Below are 18,663 nucleotides of genomic sequence, written 5' to 3'. Positions count from 1 at the left end.
CAAAATTACAAGGAGCAATGTTACACTATTAATAAATTGCAGCTCCAAATCAATTAATATTAATTTTAGGAAATCCATTAAATATGAAATTAGTCGAAACCCTCACAAGCTATTTGACCCCCGACCTAATTAAAAAGGCGTCTGAATACTTAACAGAATCTGAACATGCTACCGTTAAGGGCTTTAATGCAGCTATACCATCCATTCTCGGAGCAATTATTCATGACTCCTCTAATAAAAGTACCATGGACCAAATCTGGGATTTAGTTACCCAAATGGATAACGAATCTTTTGATTTAGAAAATCTGGAAAATCTTTTTGAAGGAAAATATGAAAACCGGTTAGAAAACAGGTTTGGAAGCATACTGCTTGAAGTATTATTTGGTCAAAGATTTCAGGCCGTTAATCAGGAACTTAGCAATTATGCAGAATTTAAAAGTGAAAACTCTGCATCTAAATTATTGAATTTAACAGCTCCACTGGTCCTTGCTTATTTAAAAAAGAAAGCACTTTTAGAAGACTATGGTATTAGCGGATTGACCATGTGGTTAGGGAGTTTTAAAAAAGAGGTTCAAACTTCAGTACCCTCTTCACTTTTTTCAATTTTAAACTTTGGAAATCCCGGAGAAAATTTAGATAAAATGACTTCCGCTCCAACCTATGAGCATGACCATTCAAATAATAATTGGGGGATGTGGTTAATAGGATTACTTGCATTACTCGCCTTTTTGTGGTTTGTTATGAAAAGTTGTAATAAAAATGAATGGAACAACAATAAGGAAAGTACAACCTTAAAAATTGATTCTACAACAATTAAAACTGGCGATCAAACCAAAGAAATAGATAACACTGCTGACGGACTTATAGCCAAACTCGATTCTGTAGTCCAAGCGAAGTGGGCAATATTGGGAAAGCCAATCAAGCTTTCACTGCCCGGTGGAATAGATATAAATATTCCTGAAAAAGGGGTTGAGGCCAGGTTAGTTAACTTTATCGAAGATAAAAACAAGACAATTGATAAAACAACTTGGTTTGATTTTGACAGAATCCTTTTTGAAACTGGATCAAGTAAGCTCAATCCTGCTTCACAAATTCAAATCAATAACATTACCGCCATATTGAAAGCCTTCCCACAGGTTAATATCAAAGTGGGAGGTTACACAGATAATGTAGGCGACCCAAAGGTTAATCAAAAATTATCACAGGCCAGAGCTGAAATGGTAATGTCTGCACTGCTTACCAATGGGATTGAGTCTAGAAGAATGGAGGCTGAAGGTTATGGTCAGGAACACCCTGTAGGTGATAATAAAACGGAATCCGGAAGAGATTTAAATCGTAGGGTTTCCTTAAGGGTAACAAAAAAATAGTTTCTTCTTAAAAGTTATAATTAATATTTAGAAGAGCCGCTGCTATTTTACAGCGGCTTTTTTCATATTTAATTCTTCAGCTAAATATTGTCCTGTAAAAGATTCCTTCACCTTTGCAACTTGTTCAGGTGACCCATAGGCAACAACCTTTCCCCCATGTTTTCCTCCCTCAGGCCCTAAATCCAGAACAACATCCGCTACTTTAATGACATCCAGATTGTGCTCTATTACCATGACGGTATTTCCTCTATCCACTAGTTTTTGAAGGACATTTAGTAAATGTTTGATATCTTCAAAATGCAATCCGGTTGTTGGTTCATCTAAAATATATAATGTCTTTCCGGTATCCCTTTTAGAAAGCTCTTCAGCCAATTTAACGCGTTGGGCTTCTCCGCCTGACAACGTTGTTGCCTGTTGTCCTAAAGTGATATAATCGAGACCAACATCCCTTAATGTTTTTAATTTTCGATAAATGGCAGGCAAATGCTCAAAAAATTCGGTGGCTTCTTCTACAGTCATATCTAATACATCACCGATTGATTTTCCTTTATACAATACTTCAAGTGTTTCTCGGTTGTAACGCTTACCATGACAACTTTCACAATGTACCTGGACATCGGGAAGAAAATTCATTTCAATGATTCTCATTCCTCCACCTTCACAAACTTCACAACGTCCTCCGGATACATTGAAAGAGAATCTTCCTGGTTTATAGCCCCGTATTTTAGATTCGGGGTGATTCGAAAAAAGATTCCTGATCTCAGTGAAAACGCCTGTATAGGTTGCAGGATTTGATCTGGGTGTTCTACCAATAGGATTTTGATCAACCTCAACCACTTTATCCAAATGCTCCAACCCTTCAATTTTATCAAAGGATAATGGCTTTTGAAGGCTGTTGTAAAAATACTCTCTTAGAATTGGATAAAGAGTCTCGTTGATCAGGCTTGACTTTCCGCTTCCGGATACCCCAGTTACACAAATGAAACATCCCAAGGGAAATTTTATACTCAAATTCTTCAAATTATGTCCCTTTGCCCCAATTAAGCTTAAATACTGACCATTTCCTTTTCTTCTTTGCGTTGGTATCTCTATTGAAGCTTTACCGGAAAGATAACTTGCAGTTAGGGAATTCTGATCCTTAATAAACTCTGAGGGAATTCCTTGTGAAACTATATCCCCACCATGCTTTCCAGCACCCGGACCCAAATCAATGATGTAATCACATGCCATCATGATGTCTTTGTCATGTTCGACTACTATTACAGTATTGCCAATTTGGGTTAATTCCCGAAGCGATTTAATTAATCTGTGGTTGTCTCTTTGATGCAGTCCAATGGAGGGTTCATCCAGGATGTAGGTTATACCTGTGAGTTGCGATCCTATTTGGGTGGCTAATCTGGTCCTCTGGGACTCTCCACCAGAAAGGCTCATTGTTGGACGGTCTAATGAAAGATAATCTAATCCGACGTACAACAAAAAATCCAATCGTATTTTGATTTCCTTTATAATGTCTTTACTGATTAACTTTTGTCTGTCAGATAATCTATTCTCCAATCCATCAAACCATTTCATCAGATCTGAAATATCCAATCTGGCTAATTCTGCAATGTTTTTTTCATCAATCTTAAAAAACAAAGAATCCTTTTTTAGCCTCGTTCCCCCACAAGCCGGACAATCCTGGATGGACATAAAATCTTCTGCAAACTGCCTGATTTTCTCCGAACTGGTATCTTTATACCACCTTTTCAACATGTTACATAAACCTTCATAAGCTAAGTGATAAGTACCTTCAAACCAGGTTGAACCTGGTGGTGCAGGAAAACTATCATCTCCTCCGTATAAGATAGTATCCAGGGCCTTTTTAGGAATTTTTTTAATTGGGGTTTGGTAATTGAATTTATATCGGTCAGCTATTTGTTTTAGTTGTTTATAGGTTAGAGTATCTCGTACTTCACCGAGTGGAACAATCCCTAATTCTGAAATAGATTTCGCGTCATCGGGTATGATCTGATCTAAGTCTGCTTCATGTATCTGTCCAAGACCTTTACACTCCGGACATGCTCCATATGGGGAGTTAAATGAAAAAGTATTTGGAGATGGTTCATCGTAAGATAGTCCTGTAAGTGGATCCATCAGTCGTTTACTAAAAGGAAATAATTCTGAATTATCCTGATCTTGAATAAATACAACATCATTACCCATTTTCAATGCTGTAGCAAGACTATAATTAAGCCTTTCTTCTCTCTCTTTTATAACTTGAATACGATCAATAACTACTTCAATGTCATGTGTTTTAAACCTGTCCAATTGGAGTCCGGGTTTGAGATCAATCACTTGACCATCCACTCTCATCTTATTGAATCCCTGCTTTCTCACTTGATCAAATAGCTCACGATAATGCCCCTTCCTTGCCCTGACCAAAGGTGCAAGGATAGAAATGTGCTTTTGATCGAACTTTTCGAAAATAAAGGAAATCATTTGATCTTCTGTGTACCTCACCATCTTTTTACCAGTTGCATGGGAGTAAGCATCAGCCGCTCTTGCAAACAACAACCTCAATAAATCATATATTTCAGTTGTGGTACCAACTGTTGATCTTGGATTCCACCCAGTAGTCTTTTGCTCGATGGAAATAACAGGACTTAGTCCATCAATTTTTTCCACATCCGGCCTTTCAATGGAGCCAATAAATTGCCTGGCATAATGGGAAAAAGTTTCCATGTAACGGCGCTGACCTTCTGCATAAATAGTATCAAATGCCAAAGAGGATTTTCCACTTCCAGAAATGCCTGTAATAACTACCATTTCATTTCTGGGGATTTTGACCGACACATCTTTCAGATTGTGCTCCTTTGCTCCATAAACTTCAATAAATTCGAACTCTTCCTGCTGCTTCATGAAATAAAACCTCAAAGGTATTACATATTGTTTTGCTAAACCACTTCAAACTATGTAAAATAAATAAATAATAAATTAGGTAGAGGTAACTTAAATTTGCTGTCAATGCATAAATTTCAAATTCTTAATCCTCTGGAGATACCTGGAAACATACAGTATCAATCAGGACTTTGTAAATATGGACCATTGAGTGTTTCTTTTTTTGAAAATGGATTGCTAAATTGTCATTTCATGGAAGAAGAAAAATTTATTATTCAAATGAATAATGAATTCCCGAATACTCGATTTACTCCAGTTGAGAATAATGGTTATCGGAAAATTATTGATTTTATCGAAGGCAAAACCGATACCTCTTTTGATTTACTTATCCGAGGCACTGAATTTCAATTGGCTGTTTGGAATCAACTTTTAGAAATTACAAGGGGTCAAACTTTGAGTTATAAAAATTTGGCAGCACGTTCTGGATATCCCAATGCCATAAGAGCAGTTGGTGCAGCTGTGGGAGCAAATTCTTTTGCCTTTCTCGTTCCTTGCCACAGAATACTTTATTCAAATGGAAATACAGGCCATTATCGGTGGGGTAGCGAATTGAAAATTAGGATCCTGGAAGATGAAATTCCAGGATTAATTTTAAAATATTCCAAAACACTTTTTGATGATAGAGGTTAGTAAATTAGATTTTGATCTGCTAATTCCAAAAGAAATAATTGACCAAAAAGTTGTCAACCTCGCTAAAGAAATTGACAATTTTTATACATCAAATAATACAAACCCTGTACCCATAATAATTATGGACGGGGCTTTCATTTTTGCAGCTGACTTATTAAGACACATGACTTTAGATCTGAATCCTGTGTTTACAAAAATCTCTTCCTATTCGGGAATTCACCAAGAGAAAATAATTCAATTCAAAGAAACTGATTTTACATTTTTACAAAATCAATCAGTTTTAATCATTGAAGATATTTTAGACAGTGGAAATACTATGACAGCCTTTCTTGAATTAATAAAAAAATTTGGCATAAATGATATAAAAATATGCTCACTTCTTGTTAAACCAGAAATACTTAGGAAGGATGTAAAAGTTGATTGGTTCGGTTTTGAAATTTCGCCCTTATTTGTTATAGGGTATGGTATGGATTACAACGGTTATGGAAGAGGTTTAGCAGATATTTATCAGTTGCATATAGATTAAAACGAATTCAATTTTTTATGGATTAACTTCGTTAATTCAAGCTGAGTTAATTCTTATATTACTTGAAGACTTAATTATATTAAATTTTGCTTTTCGTAATTCAATAATTTACTACCAAATAGCCATATCAAAAAGTTTCCTATTTTCTTTAGTGATATTCGCTTGTTGCCCCCAAATATGAAATAGTGCTATGCCCAATTTTCGTGCTATTCCATCCAAATAATTAATGTCCTTTGAAACTGATTCTATGATATTATCAATGGCCAATTGTGCTTGCCCGGATAGTAAATTCAGTTTTATTAAATTCAATAATTCCCCTGACTTGGAATTAAGATCAAATTCAGTACCCATAAAACTTCTGATCACTTCAAAGTCTTCCTTTAATTCAAGTAGAGTTTTTTTATCCTCTCCAATACTTATTCTATGCATTGCCTTTTCAGGTTCAAAGAAAATTTCATGTTTCGCATATGCTATATTTGCTTGTTGATGATCCGGAAAGGAATATATAAATTTTTCAAGTTCCTGCATGAATTCAGGATCAGGAATATTTTTTTGGTTGCTCATTAACTGAATAAATCCTTCATCAACAGGTTCAGTTTCTTCATTCAATAATAAAGATAAGTTTTTATCCAAAAACTTTCTTACAGTTGCTTTCGTCTGAGCTCCTGAAAATTCATCTGCAATTTTTCCTTCATAAATGAGTTTGCAATGTGGAATGCTCTGTATCTTAAAATAACTGGCAATTTCCTGATGTTCTTCTGTATCGATTTTAATTAGTTCCCATTTACCTTTATCCTCAATATACAATTCTTCCAATATTGGACCAAGTGTTTTACATGGTCCGCACCAGTCTGCCCAAAAATCAATTAAAACCGGTTTGACAAAACTCAAGTCAACTACATCCCTTTTAAAATCAAAATCCTGTTTCATATATCTTATAAAATGCCATCTTTAAAACCAACAATTAAATAATGGCTTTCGTTCATACCCAGTTTGGAAACAAGATTATTTATTCTTTAAAATACAATTTTATTCACTTGCCTCTTTAATCAATTCTGCTGCTTTCTCTGCAAGCATCATAATCACCCCCTGAGTGTTACTACTTGTTATAACAGGGATGGAGGAACCATCCACCACTCTCAGTCCCTCAATTCCTTTGACTCTAAGTTTGGAATCAATTACTCCATGAGACAGATCAGACATCGCACAAGTTCCAACAGGGTGATAAAGAGTTTGGCTGTATTCCCTAATCAAATCCAAGTAATCATCGTCATTTTCAGGTTCAATTTTGGGAATCTCAATTCGACTGATATAATTTTTTAATGGTGCTTGATTGCATATATTCAAAGCTTCTTTTAAGCCGGTAATCATCATCTTTAGATCAGATTCATGGCTATAATATTTAGGATCAATACAAACTTGATCCTTTTCTTTGGTAGAAGTAATGTGTACAGATCCCCTACTTTTTGGATGAAGCAACATAGGTCCAAGACTAAAGCCATTTCCTCCTGGTCTGATAAATCCATGCTTTATGAAAAATAAGGGTCCAAAATGAAACTGAATTTCTGGTCGGCTATCTTTCTCAATTGGCTTAGTAAATCCTCCTGCCTCTGCAACATTGCTACTTAAAGCAGAATTTTTTCCAAATATATATTTAACTGCTTCATTAAACTTTCCTAATGGTTCATTTAAAATATCCAGAGACTTATGCGGGTCTACCCTAAAACCAAAACCACATACCAGATGGTCTTGTAGGTTATTCCCAACATTTTGATCTGCTTTTACTATTGGAATTTCCAAATTTGCAAGCAAATCGGGATCCCCTATTCCCGATCTTTCCAGAATTGCTGGTGATTGAAAAGCTCCAGCTGAAATAATGATTTCTCTTTCAACTTCGATAGAATATTTATTACCCTTTATAGATAAGACAATACTTTTTGCTCGGTGATTACTTATTTCAACCTTTTCAACCCAAGCCTGTGTAGTCAAAACCAAATTTTGACGATGCTCTATAGGTCTCAAATACGCGTCAGATGCAGATTTCCTTTTTCCATTTTGAATATTTTTTAGAAAAGGCATGACACCAAATTGCACCGTTGAAACTGGCTCATGAACAGGGTAACCTAATGTCCTGGCTGATTCGAGGAAAGATTTACTTAGAGGATGCAAATAATAGCGTTCAGCAGATTTCGCTTCTTGCCTAAGATCGTGAGAAAATCCTAGAGTTTTTTCTACTTTGATCATATGCTCCTTGCAATTCGCCCACTTCCATCCTTTGGCGCCACCAGATTCCCATTCCGATAAATCATCCGGGTGTGGCCTGGTAAATATCATTGCATTTATGTTGCTGCATCCTCCGACTAATTTACCCCTTGGACTATACATACGCTGGCCATTTAAGCCTTTCTGCGGAATCGAATAATCCTTCCAATCATATTTGCTAAGAAATAATTCAGAAAATGCAGCGGGAATTTTAATCAATTGATTTGATGTCTTTGGCCCAGCTTCCACCAGCAAAACTTTAATTTTGGGATGTTCGCTTAGCCTATTAGCTAGAATACATCCAGCTGAACCCGCACCTATAATGATATAATCAAATTTCACTTGCATGCAAGATAGTAGATTCAATCAAATCTAAAAAGTTATTTGAATGCTAGTTCCGTAAATCTTAAAATACAGTTTACCTTTGGGTAATTAATCATTGAATATGCGTTTCTTAAATCTTTTTTCATTAATAATTATTCTCTTTTCATCCTGTAAAGATAAAATCCCAGAAATAAAACCTGAATATCTTGAAGTCAATAAAGAAAATCTTCAGGGGACATGGCAGAATCGTACAAGCAATAGTCCTGATTTTGAGATCGTTGGTGACAGCATGTTGTTTTTGCAAGGAGATCAGCCGAAGGCCTTTCCATATCAATTGGTAAAGGATAGTCTTATTATTTATTTTACAAGTTTTGACTATTCTTATAGAGTAATTCTATTTAAATCCGATTCCCTCCATCTTTTAGATGAACAAAATCTCAACACCTTTCTCCGCGTCAAAAAATAATTATTTTCTAAAATTCAATTTTGAATTTTATTGGTAATGAGTAACTGACCGATACAGTTTTACCGTGATTTCTTCCGGGTATCCAATTGGGCATAGCTGAAATAACCCGCACCGCTTCCTCATCACAACCACCTCCAATTGTCCTTATGGCGCGTACATTACTTACTTTCCCAAAAGGATCGATTACAAAATTTACTATGACGATACCTTCAATTCCATTTTCCCTCGCTATCACAGGGTACTTTATATTTCGTGACAAATATTTGTACATTTCAACTAAACCACCATTAAATATGGGCATCTCATCTGCATATTTCAAAGGTTCGTCATCAACAGAAAATCTTGTTTCATTCTCAACTGAAAATGCATCTCCATCAATTACTCCTGAAGCGGAACTCTCACTGCCAAATAATACTCCATCAAAAAGTTTAACATTTTCATTAGACAATTCTTTCTTTTCCTCTATAATTTCCTCATCGCTCACAACTTTTATCGGATCAGAATGGGTGAAACTTTTCGCATTTGAATATGATTTAATGGGATTATTGGGTCTTACAGGAATAATCACATCAAAATCCTGCAGTTCTATTGGCGGAAAGTACTTTAGAATAGAGTTTTGTTCATCATTTTTAGTCAAACTCATACTGAGTAAAAGAAAAAACCCAATTACCAAAATCGAAGAACCAACAATTCCAATTAATAAATGATCTGCATAAGATTTCCTGAGCAAATACGCACCGTATCCCTTGTTGCGATTTTCAAATACCAGCTCGTCTAATGGCAGGCTTGAGTTAAAAAAGGTTTTCATATGCGAGTAGTTTTATTACTATACTAACGCATAGTCAAAATACAACGCTCCCTAAAATGTAATTAAAATTAGATACATTAAGTTAATTCATGATTCAAAGAGCTTAAAAAGCTATTTTTTTGACAAAAGGTCTCTGATTTCAGTCAATAGACTTTCGGATGTGGGGCCTGCAGGGGCAGCAGCTTCTTCTTTTTTCATGGAATTCATTAACTTAACAATAGAAAACATAAAAAAAGCAATAATGACGAAGTTAATGATTGCAGAAAAAAAGTTACCATAAAAAATTGCATTCTCAGGTTTTATAACTTTTCCTTCAGTACTTAATACAGCTTCATCAAGAACTATTTTTGCCTCTTTATAGTCACCTAATTGAAAAATCTTGGCTACCAGTGGCATAAACATCCCATCCACAAAAGATGTCACAATACTCGTAAACGCAGTGGCCATTACCAAACCAACAGCAATGTCAATTAGGTTTCCCTTTAACGCAAATTCTTTGAATTCCTTAAACATGGGTTAAGTTTTATAGTATGAAAAAAACTTTTGACCTAAGTATTTCATCAAGTCACCCATAAAAATATACATTAATTTATAATCAGATGAGTTCTTTCCTAATTTTATTTAATGCAGATCCTTCAACCAGCCATTCGATCTGTTGCTGGTTATAGGTATGATTTAATAAAATCGTATCTACATGCCCATCAGAATGATTCAAAATCAATTCCAGTTGCTTTCCGGGGGTCATGTTCTCGTAACCTTTAATTTCTAATAGATCATCCTGTCTGATTAATTCATAGTCAGTAGGTTGGGCAAAAGTTAAGGCAAGCATTCCTTGTTTTTTCAAATTTGTCTCGTGAATCCTTGCAAATGATTTTACAATAACAGCCATTACGCCCAGATGTCTTGGTTCCATAGCTGCATGTTCTCTGGAAGACCCTTCCCCGTAATTTTCCTCCCCAACAACTACTGTGCTAATTCCATTTGCTTTATACGTTCGAGCAGATTCAGGGACCCCCATATATTCATTTTTGTGCAGATTGAGTACTTTGTTAGCCTCACCGTTGAAATAGTTTGTAGCTCCAATCAGACAATTATTTGATATATTTTCTAAATGCCCTCTAAATTCAAGCCATGGCCCTGCCATTGAGATATGATCGGTAGTACATTTTCCTTTCGCCTTGATAAGCACTCGCATTCCCTTTAATTGGCCAGATAAGATGGGCTTGAAAGGTTCTAAAATTTGAAGTCTCTTACTTGTTGGACTGATGTTGATTTGAATTTCATGTCCATTTTCAGCGGGGGCAACATACCCTGCGTCCTCCACATCGAATCCTTTTGGTGGAAGTTCATGCCCAACAGGTGGATCAAGTCTCACCTGAAGCCCCTCTTCGTTTTCTAAAGTATCCGTCAAAGGATTAAAACTTAAGGTGCCGGCGATAGAAAGAGCTGTTACAATTTCAGGGGAAGCCACAAAAGCGTGGGTATTTGCATTTCCATCATTCCTTTTCGAAAAGTTTCTATTGAAGGAAGTTATGATAGAATTCTTTCTGGAAGGGTCTACATTATGCCTGGACCATTGACCAATACAAGGACCACACGCATTTGCGAGAACGACACCACCCATTTTTTCAAAGTCCGTAAGTAATCCATCCCTTTCAATTGTATAGCGAATTTGTTCTGACCCCGGAGTTACGGTGAACTCTGATTTAACCTTTAATTTCTTTTCAACCGCCTGACGGGCTAAGGAAGCAGCTCTGGATAAGTCCTCATAGGAAGAATTTGTACACGACCCAATCAAACCAACATCAAGTTTTTCAGGGTAATTATTTTCCTTAACAGCTTTTGCAAATTCGGAGATAGGCCAAGCAAGATCTGGGGTATACGGCCCATTCACATGTGGCTCAAGGGTAGAAAGATCAATATGAATGACTTGATCAAAATATTTTTCTGGAGAAGCATAGCATTCGGGATCACCTGTAAGTTCACTTGCTATTTGATTACAAAGTTCGGCAACAGAAGACCTCCCGGTTGCCTGAAGGTATTTGGCCATAGATTCATCATAACCAAAAGTAGATGTTGTGGCTCCGATTTCTGCACCCATATTACAGATGGTTCCTTTACCTGTACAGGAAAGAGATCTTGCGCCCTCCCCAAAGTATTCTACAATTGCTCCTGTGCCTCCTTTTACCGTCAGTATTCCTGCAACTTTAAGAATGACATCTTTTGCAGATGTCCAACCATTTAGTGCCCCTGTTAATTTTACCCCAATGAGTTTCGGCATTTTCAATTCCCAGGGCATTCCAGACATTACATCTACTGCATCCGCACCTCCTACTCCAATGGCTACCATACCTAATCCTCCAGCATTTGGTGTGTGGGAATCTGTTCCAATCATCATTCCTCCGGGAAATGCATAATTCTCTAGTACGATCTGATGAATAATCCCTGCGCCGGGTTTCCAAAAACCAATTCCATATTTTGTTGAAATGCTTTTCAAAAATTCGAAAACCTCTGCATTTTCAATATTTGAGGTTTTAAGATCCTGGTCTGCCCCATCCTTTGCTAAAATTAAATGATCGCAATGGACTGTACTGGGTACAGAAGTCTTTGCCTTACCACACGTCATAAATTGAAGTAGAGCCATTTGTGCTGTTGCATCTTGCATTGCCACCCTGTCAGGAGCAAAAAAGACATAATCTTTACCTCTAACATATTCTTGGATAGGAGACTCGGGATGGAGATGACCATAAAGGATTTTCTCACTCAGGCTTAATGGTCTGCCTAATACAGATCTTACAGTTTTAACCTTATTACTAAAGTTTTCATAATGCTTTTTTAATAGATCAAAATCAAACGGTTGTGACATGTGCCTTTATGTTAAAATTATTTAATATTCTTGCTTTCAAGCTGCAAATCTACTCGTATCTAGTGGGAAAACAAAGCCAAAACAACTTTTAACCATGTAGTTACCCTAACAAATAAATAAGAAAATAGATGATAAGAAATTTAAATTTATAGGAACAAAACAGAATTCTGGCTTAAGCGTTTCTTTATCAAATGAAACTATTAAGAGTCCTTATTATTTGTTTTTTATTTGTTTCGTGTCAAAGACAGGAGAATGGTCAATATAAACTGGAGTACCTCTTGGATTTTGACATTCAGGCTGGTTCAAACCCGCTATTAACACATGTCTATACCAGTCTAATACCAAGTTTTTGGACAGGATTCCTTTCCTCTAATTCCCTTGATAACAGCAAGATATCCATGATCAGGATAAAATCAATAAAAATTGAACCTTTGCTTTCCGGCCCTATAAGTTATGGCTTTTTTGAGGAGGTGAGAGTTTTCATTTCTGATCCTGGAGATAAGGGATCTAAAATTCAAATCGGAAGTGCTTACCCTGTTCCAAACGAATCAGTGGGGGAACTTTTTTTATTACCTGGTTTAACAAATGTTCTCCCTTATGTCCGTCTTGACGCATTTGAATTGAGTGTAAATCTCAGATATCGCAATATCCCTCAATCAAATTCTGACCACAGAATTACAGTTGAATTTGATGTCTTTGTAAAATAATGCGAATTCTAAAGTTTCTTATTTTATCTTTTAAGATATAAATGCCTTTGACCAAAAATTCTGGGTAATTTAAATAAAGTTTAGTCATAAATATTCATCTCCATTTACTTAAATTTAATGGATATTTTTCTCTTTCATGATTCCATTAAGCCAACGCAACATAATAAAGCCAATCAATGCAGCTGCACCAAGCAGTGCAAAATTAACCAGGAAATAAATTGATTTATCACTGTACCCATCCCAGCTGCTTGCTAAAACGCCGGATAACTTATTTCCTATACTTGTAGCTAAAAACCATCCCCCCATCATTAAGCTGGTAATGTGTGCCGGGCTTAATTTGGAAACTAGTGATAAGCCCATCGGACTTAAAAATAATTCACCCACAGTGATTACACCATAACTAGCAATTAACCACCAAACACTAACTTTCTCTGACCCGTTTGCCCCTGACTTGACTGCAGCTACCATAACCAATACCGCCAGAGCAGATATCAATAAACCATACGCAATTTTTGTGGTAGTGTTTGGCTCTCTATTTTTCCTTCTGAGAAAGGTAAAGAAAGCCACAACCAAAGGGGTAAGTATAATTACCCAACCAGGATTAATGGATTGACTCAAACTTGTAATCCAAAGGCTAATTTTGGAACCTTCTGTTGGAAGTTTTTCTTTTGGAATATTTCTAAAATACACAGGGTAATTATATTCCTTGAGAATTACACCAGATTCTTTTTGTATTCGGAACAGTTCATCATATTTTGCTACAGAATCTAATTTATATTCAAGGGGTTTAGCCTGTTTCAATGCGAGAAAAACCTTTTCTGTAGTTCCAGTTACTTCTCTGTTCGTATAGCGATCAGCCCATGTATTTAAAGCTGATCCGTTTTGTTTAAATACCGCCCAAAACAAAATAACAACTAAAAATATAGCCAATAAACCTGCAATGGGGCGTTTATCTTCCAAGGTTGCTTTTTTCCACAATGAAAAATAAAAGTACAAAACTGGAATACATGCAAAAATAAAAGCATCCGTACTGTCACTACCAAAAATATTTCCGCCGGGATTGCTGTCCGTGGTCACGCCATTGATCAGCCAACCTAAAATACCAGCAATCAAACTTGGAAATAATATTAAAAATAATATTCTGGTAAAACTCATTTCACCTTCTCTCACTCCTTTGATCACATCGGCATCTTTATAATGCCTAGTCCCTACAATAAATACAATCACACCAATGATCATACCCACTCCTGCAGCAAGGAATGCATATCCCCAACCCAACATAGTATACAATGCAGCACCAAAAAAATTACAAATAAAAGCGCCAATATTTATTCCCATATAAAAAATATTATAGCCCTCATCTTTTCGATCAATATACTCAGCTTTGTTATACACATTTCCCAGTAGTGTTGAAATATTTGGTTTGAAAAAACCATTCCCGACGATGACCAATGTCATCGCTACATACAAAATGGGTAAAGAATGAAAAAACATCATACAATATCCAATAGCCATTAGAATTCCTCCGAAAATGATTGATTTTCTATATCCAAAATATCGGTCAGCCAATAATCCTCCCAGAAATGGTGTGAGAAAAACTAATGCGATAAATGTACCGTATAGATCTGATGCCTCAGCTTCAGTCATGCCAAATCCTTCTTTAACATCTTTAAGATACAAAGTGAAAATCCCAATCATGAGATAGTAACCAAATCTTTCCCACATCTCACTAAAGAATAGAAAAGGAAGAGCTCTTGGATGTTTTCGATCTTGATTTTGATTCATGATACGGTTTGTATTTTTACTGCAATAAAAAAGGGTGAATGATTAAATTCACCCTATACTTTTAATTCAACAATTTCAATTTAATTCAAAATTAATTAACGCCATGCATCATCTTTTTTAATCGTGGCGTCAAGGAGAATAGTAGTAATGCCGCTATACCACAAAGGACCACAAATACCATAAAAAATTCATACAAACTATGGATGGTAAATCCGGCAAAAACCGGGTAATGGTCACTTATTTTATTTGTGGCTAACAATTGTAACTGTTCTGCTGTAGGCGTCACAGTTTTGTCCAAAATTGCTTTAAGGTCTATACCCAATGAAGTTGCCTTTGTATATTGTTCACCTGTGGCTGGTAAAATTGCTCCCAGTGTACCAGCAAGTGCATATCCGGAGGCATTTGACAAAAAGAACACACCAAATAATAATGAAGCGAATCTTTTCGGTGCCAACTTACCAACCAAGGATAATCCAATCGGTGAAAGACAAAGTTCTCCTAAGGTTTGAATCAAATAAAGTAAAATCAACCATTTTACTGCCAACAATCCATCGCTGCCTAAATCTTTAACATTATGTGCAATGATGAAATAGCTCAAGGCAATCAAAGCAAGTCCAATGGCTTGTTTCATAGGTGAAATAGGTTCCTTCCCATGAGCCCTTAATTTATCCCACAACATACTGAATGGGATAGCTAACATTACAACGAAAATCCCATTAAAAATCTGGACCATGGAAGGAGGCATGTTCCAACCAAGAAAATTTCTATCCGTTTGATTATCCGCAATAAATGTAAGAGAAGATCCCGCTTGTTCAAAAGCTGCCCAAAAGAATATAACAAAAAAAGATACAATATAAATTACTAAAATCCTATCTGTTTCCACTTTTGTAAGTGATTTATCACTTAAGATTAAACCAGCCAATGTAAGACCACTAGCGTAAATTAATGAATATATATAATTCTGTCCAAACCAATAGTGAAACACAAGTCCTAAAACGGAAAAGACACCGAAAGCTATAAGTATTGAAGTTTGTGAAAAAGTAGCTTTTGTAGATTCTCCTTCTTCAAAATCTGTGCTGATGTTTTTGGAAGGTAAATCACCAATTGGTCTTCCATCTGGTGTCTTAACATATTTATCTTTTAAAAAGAAAAAAGTTAAAGTTCCAATAACCATTGCAATAGCCGCGGCTAAAAAACCCCATTTGAAAGCAAATACATCCCTTGTTCCGTTAGGATCTACCACATCACCTACAATTGGGCATATAAATTGTCCTAAAAATGCACCAATATTTATCCCCATGTAAAATATGGTAAAAGCTGTATCCAGTTTATTTTTTTCACCTCTTGGGTAAAGACTTCCAACCATGCTCGAAATGTTAGGTTTAAAAAATCCATTTCCCAAAATAATCACGCCAAGCGCAACATATAAAACGGTTCTCGCCAGCTCTAAATTAGTGTCAAAAATATTTGCACTGGTAAAAAGTAATAACTGACCTATTGCCATCAATAAGCCGCCTAACATTATGCAATAACGATTCCCTAAAAATCTATCTGAAATAAATCCACCTAGCATCGGGGTTAAGTAGCATAATCCCAGAAAACCCCCATAAATAATTGAGGATTCTTCTTTTGACATGGCAAGAGCATTCACAATAAAAAGGGTGAGAATAGTTCTCATCCCATAAAAGTTGAACCGCTCCCACATCTCTGTTCCAAAGAGTACCCATAATCCCTTCGGATGGTTTTGTTTAGTTTCTGTATTCATTAGTTGTTGGTTTAATTGTTATGCTTTGTTTGAAAGTCTAAATATAGAGGATTCTCATGATTGATGAAGCAATCCATATTAATTAAATATATTAAATATATTCACATATATAAACAAGCTGTTTCCAGCACAATTACAGTAAATATAAGATTGGCTATAAGCAGTTTATCAACTAATTGTTGTCCTTTGAAATTTTTTGATCCCGGTTGGCCAATTCCCAGGCGAGAATGAATATGTGCCGTCCAATAGTTTCCATTTTATTAAAATCGATTTTCCAGGAATCATCTCCTATTCGATGATAGTCCTCATGTGTCCCGTTAAAGAAAAAAATAGATGGGATTCCTTTTTCAGCAAAATTGTAATGATCTGAACGATAGTAATATTTATTAGGATCATTCTCCCCATTATATGTGTAATCCATTATCAGATGACTATAATCATTATTCACCTTTTCATTTAATAGATGTAGTTCACTACTTATTCTATCGGATCCAATTACATAAATGTATTTTCCTTTGGATTTATATTTTTCATCTATTCTTCCTACCATATCCACATTAATGTCAACAATGGTCTGTTGCAATGGAAATTTAGGATTATTTACATAATACATACTGCCTAATAATCCTTTCTCTTCTCCAGTTAACAAAAGACACAAAACTGATCTTCGTGGACTTATTCCCTTATTTTTTGCCAACTGAAATGCTCTTGCAATTTGTGTCAAAGTAGTTGTGCCGGAGGCATTATCATCTGCACCATTAAAAACGTCCTTCCCTCTAATTCCTAAATGATCATAATGTGCGGTGAGTATGACAACTTCATTTTTTTTATCCGTCCCTTCAATATATGCCATAATATTACGTCCAGACACAGAGCTGACCTCTCTTTCCTGTTCAATCTTTATGTTTTGCTTAATTGTAAAATGTTTAGGCTTACCTTTTGATTGAATTTTTTCTCTGTATGAAATTACCTTTTTTAAAGATTTTCCCAAAAGTTTTACTGCCATGGAGGATGACAAGTGAATTGAATTGCATAATTGAATTTTTGCATATTCGTCTTTGTTCAGCAAAACGGATGGAGATAAAATAAGTCCTCGTTTTGAATCCACTAATTCCTTGAATTTGTCTTCAATAATAAGTACACATTTAACTCCATTTTTTTTTGCAGCTATTAGTTTTAGGTCCAAACTTTGCGACCAGATAGAAGCAGTTGATTTGCCATTCACATAGCTTATCCCTTTTTTTGAAAAAGGCTCGCCTTTATAAATGAGGATAACTTTATCTTTTACATCAACATTCTTATAATCATTGTATTGAGAAGATTCAATACCATAACCTAGGAAAACGATTTCGTTAATATTAATTTTCAGATCTTCATTGTCAGTTGCCAAGCTGACAAAATCCCAGATATTTTTATATGGAAATCCATTAATTTCCACATTTATATTCTTCCAGGAAATCCATTTGAAACCAACTTGTTGAAAGTAATCACCTGAATCACTTATTTTTTGAATGCCATATTCATTAAATTTTGCGGCAATGAATTCAGCCGCACGGTCATTACCTCTGGTCCCAAGCTCTCTTCCCTCACATGAATCAGAAGCCAGAAATTCTAAAATAGGTTTTAACTCAGTGGCTTTAATAGCTTCTGATAAACCAAAAACTTTATCCCGTATAATATTTTTTGTGGTATCTGGAAAATGAACTGAACTGATAAATTTCTTTTGTGATAAAACTGGTATAAGTGATAAAACAAAGCATAGTTTTAACAAAATAAATTTCATCATATCTCAATTTTATCCACCCTTCTCTGATGTCTTCCACCTTCAAAATCTTTTAAAAGAAAAGTGTCGACTATTGACTTTGCCATACTTTCATCAATGAATCTTGCGGGAAGGCTCAAAACGTTTGCATCGTTGTGAGACCTAGCTAAACTAGCTATTTCAGGGGTCCAACATAATGCACACCTAATTCCTGCATGGCGATTTGCAGAAATAGCTATACCATTTCCACTACCACAAATAACAATTCCAAATTTTGCAACATGATTTATTATTGCTGCACTTACCAAGTGACCAAAATCAGGATAATCAACGGACTCTTTATCAAAACACCCTTGATCCATTACTTTATATCCTTTGGATTCAAGATAGGTTATTAATGATTCTTTTAATTCAAATCCTGCATGATCAGATCCGATAGCAACTACTCTGGACATATA

The 18,663-nt window shown here is 35.6% G+C and carries 15 protein-coding genes; 5 read left to right on the top strand and 10 right to left on the bottom strand.

The genetic code is table 11. From position 1 onward, the window contains the following. The first annotated feature begins 83 nt into the window (after window positions 1-83). Complete coding sequence (locus IPJ83_01945) at window positions 84-1,367, top strand: OmpA family protein (GenBank protein MBK7879311.1); 1,284 nt, start codon at window positions 84-86, stop codon at window positions 1,365-1,367. A gap of 42 nt (window positions 1,368-1,409) precedes the next feature. Here IPJ83_01945 and uvrA read toward each other — a convergent pair whose 3' ends face one another. Further along, complete coding sequence (gene uvrA, locus IPJ83_01940; GenBank protein ID MBK7879310.1) at window positions 1,410-4,265, bottom strand: excinuclease ABC subunit UvrA; 2,856 nt, start codon at window positions 4,263-4,265, stop codon at window positions 1,410-1,412. Between the two features lie 105 nt (window positions 4,266-4,370). On the opposite strand from uvrA, the gene IPJ83_01935 reads away from it, so the two are divergent. Beyond that, window positions 4,371-4,934 carry a methylated-DNA--[protein]-cysteine S-methyltransferase gene (locus tag IPJ83_01935; protein ID MBK7879309.1) on the top strand — a complete coding sequence of 188 codons (564 nt, stop codon included), beginning with the start codon at window positions 4,371-4,373 and terminating at the stop codon, window positions 4,932-4,934. Further along, the gene (locus IPJ83_01930) at window positions 4,921-5,460 is read left to right on the top strand and encodes a hypoxanthine phosphoribosyltransferase (GenBank protein ID MBK7879308.1); all 540 of its coding nucleotides are present in this window, start codon (window positions 4,921-4,923) and stop codon (window positions 5,458-5,460) included. The genes IPJ83_01935 and IPJ83_01930 overlap by 14 nt, the downstream gene beginning before the upstream one ends. A gap of 111 nt (window positions 5,461-5,571) precedes the next feature. Here IPJ83_01930 and IPJ83_01925 read toward each other — a convergent pair whose 3' ends face one another. Together IPJ83_01925 and IPJ83_01920 are read right to left on the bottom strand one after the other, a co-directional pair. Further along, entirely contained in the window at window positions 5,572-6,390 is an 819-nt protein-coding gene (locus tag IPJ83_01925; protein MBK7879307.1) for a tetratricopeptide repeat protein, read from the bottom strand. Window positions 6,391-6,489: 99 nt separating this feature from the next. Continuing rightward, window positions 6,490-8,070 carry a GMC family oxidoreductase N-terminal domain-containing protein gene (locus tag IPJ83_01920; GenBank protein MBK7879306.1) on the bottom strand — a complete coding sequence of 527 codons (1,581 nt, stop codon included), beginning with the start codon at window positions 8,068-8,070 and terminating at the stop codon, window positions 6,490-6,492. Between the two features lie 97 nt (window positions 8,071-8,167). Here IPJ83_01920 and IPJ83_01915 point away from each other — a divergent pair, with 97 nt between their 5' ends. Further along, window positions 8,168-8,512, top strand: a complete 345-nt coding sequence (locus IPJ83_01915) for a hypothetical protein (GenBank protein ID MBK7879305.1) — start codon at window positions 8,168-8,170, stop codon at window positions 8,510-8,512. 7 nt (window positions 8,513-8,519) lie between these two features. Here the strand turns inward: IPJ83_01915 and IPJ83_01910 are convergent, their stop codons facing one another. The 3 genes from IPJ83_01910 to IPJ83_01900 all read right to left on the bottom strand — a co-directional run bounded on the left by IPJ83_01910 (window position 8,520) and on the right by IPJ83_01900 (window position 12,186). Next, complete coding sequence (locus IPJ83_01910; protein ID MBK7879304.1) at window positions 8,520-9,320, bottom strand: energy transducer TonB; 801 nt, start codon at window positions 9,318-9,320, stop codon at window positions 8,520-8,522. A 111-nt stretch (window positions 9,321-9,431) separates the two neighbouring features. Then, on the bottom strand, window positions 9,432-9,833 hold the full coding sequence (gene mscL / locus IPJ83_01905; protein MBK7879303.1) for a large conductance mechanosensitive channel protein MscL: 402 nt from the start codon (window positions 9,831-9,833) through the stop codon (window positions 9,432-9,434). 82 nt (window positions 9,834-9,915) lie between these two features. After that, the gene (locus IPJ83_01900) at window positions 9,916-12,186 is read right to left on the bottom strand and encodes an aconitate hydratase (protein MBK7879302.1); all 2,271 of its coding nucleotides are present in this window, start codon (window positions 12,184-12,186) and stop codon (window positions 9,916-9,918) included. Window positions 12,187-12,377: 191 nt separating this feature from the next. Between IPJ83_01900 and IPJ83_01895 the strand changes: the two genes are divergently transcribed. Further along, window positions 12,378-12,893 (top strand): hypothetical protein, encoded by a 516-nt coding sequence (locus IPJ83_01895; GenBank protein MBK7879301.1) that lies wholly within the window; start codon window positions 12,378-12,380, stop codon window positions 12,891-12,893. A 114-nt stretch (window positions 12,894-13,007) separates the two neighbouring features. On the opposite strand, the gene IPJ83_01890 is transcribed toward IPJ83_01895, so the two are convergent. The 4 genes from IPJ83_01890 to rpiB all read right to left on the bottom strand — a co-directional run bounded on the left by IPJ83_01890 (window position 13,008) and on the right by rpiB (window position 18,660). Then, window positions 13,008-14,678: a peptide MFS transporter gene (locus tag IPJ83_01890; GenBank protein ID MBK7879300.1), complete on the bottom strand. Its 1,671-nt coding sequence runs from the start codon at window positions 14,676-14,678 to the stop codon at window positions 13,008-13,010. Window positions 14,679-14,769: 91 nt separating this feature from the next. Next, the gene (locus tag IPJ83_01885) at window positions 14,770-16,443 is read right to left on the bottom strand and encodes a peptide MFS transporter (protein ID MBK7879299.1); all 1,674 of its coding nucleotides are present in this window, start codon (window positions 16,441-16,443) and stop codon (window positions 14,770-14,772) included. A gap of 172 nt (window positions 16,444-16,615) precedes the next feature. Further along, the gene (locus IPJ83_01880) at window positions 16,616-18,229 is read right to left on the bottom strand and encodes a M28 family peptidase (protein MBK7879298.1); all 1,614 of its coding nucleotides are present in this window, start codon (window positions 18,227-18,229) and stop codon (window positions 16,616-16,618) included. Next, window positions 18,226-18,660, bottom strand: a complete 435-nt coding sequence (rpiB, locus tag IPJ83_01875) for a ribose 5-phosphate isomerase B (protein ID MBK7879297.1) — start codon at window positions 18,658-18,660, stop codon at window positions 18,226-18,228. The genes IPJ83_01880 and rpiB overlap by 4 nt, the downstream gene beginning before the upstream one ends. Between the last annotated feature and the right edge of the window lie 3 nt (window positions 18,661-18,663).

The sequence above is a fragment of the Candidatus Vicinibacter proximus genome (genome assembly GCA_016713905.1).
In the GTDB taxonomy this organism is placed as follows: Bacteria; Bacteroidota; Bacteroidia; order Chitinophagales; family Saprospiraceae; genus Vicinibacter; species Vicinibacter proximus.
This window is presented reverse-complemented; position numbering and strand designations above follow the sequence as displayed.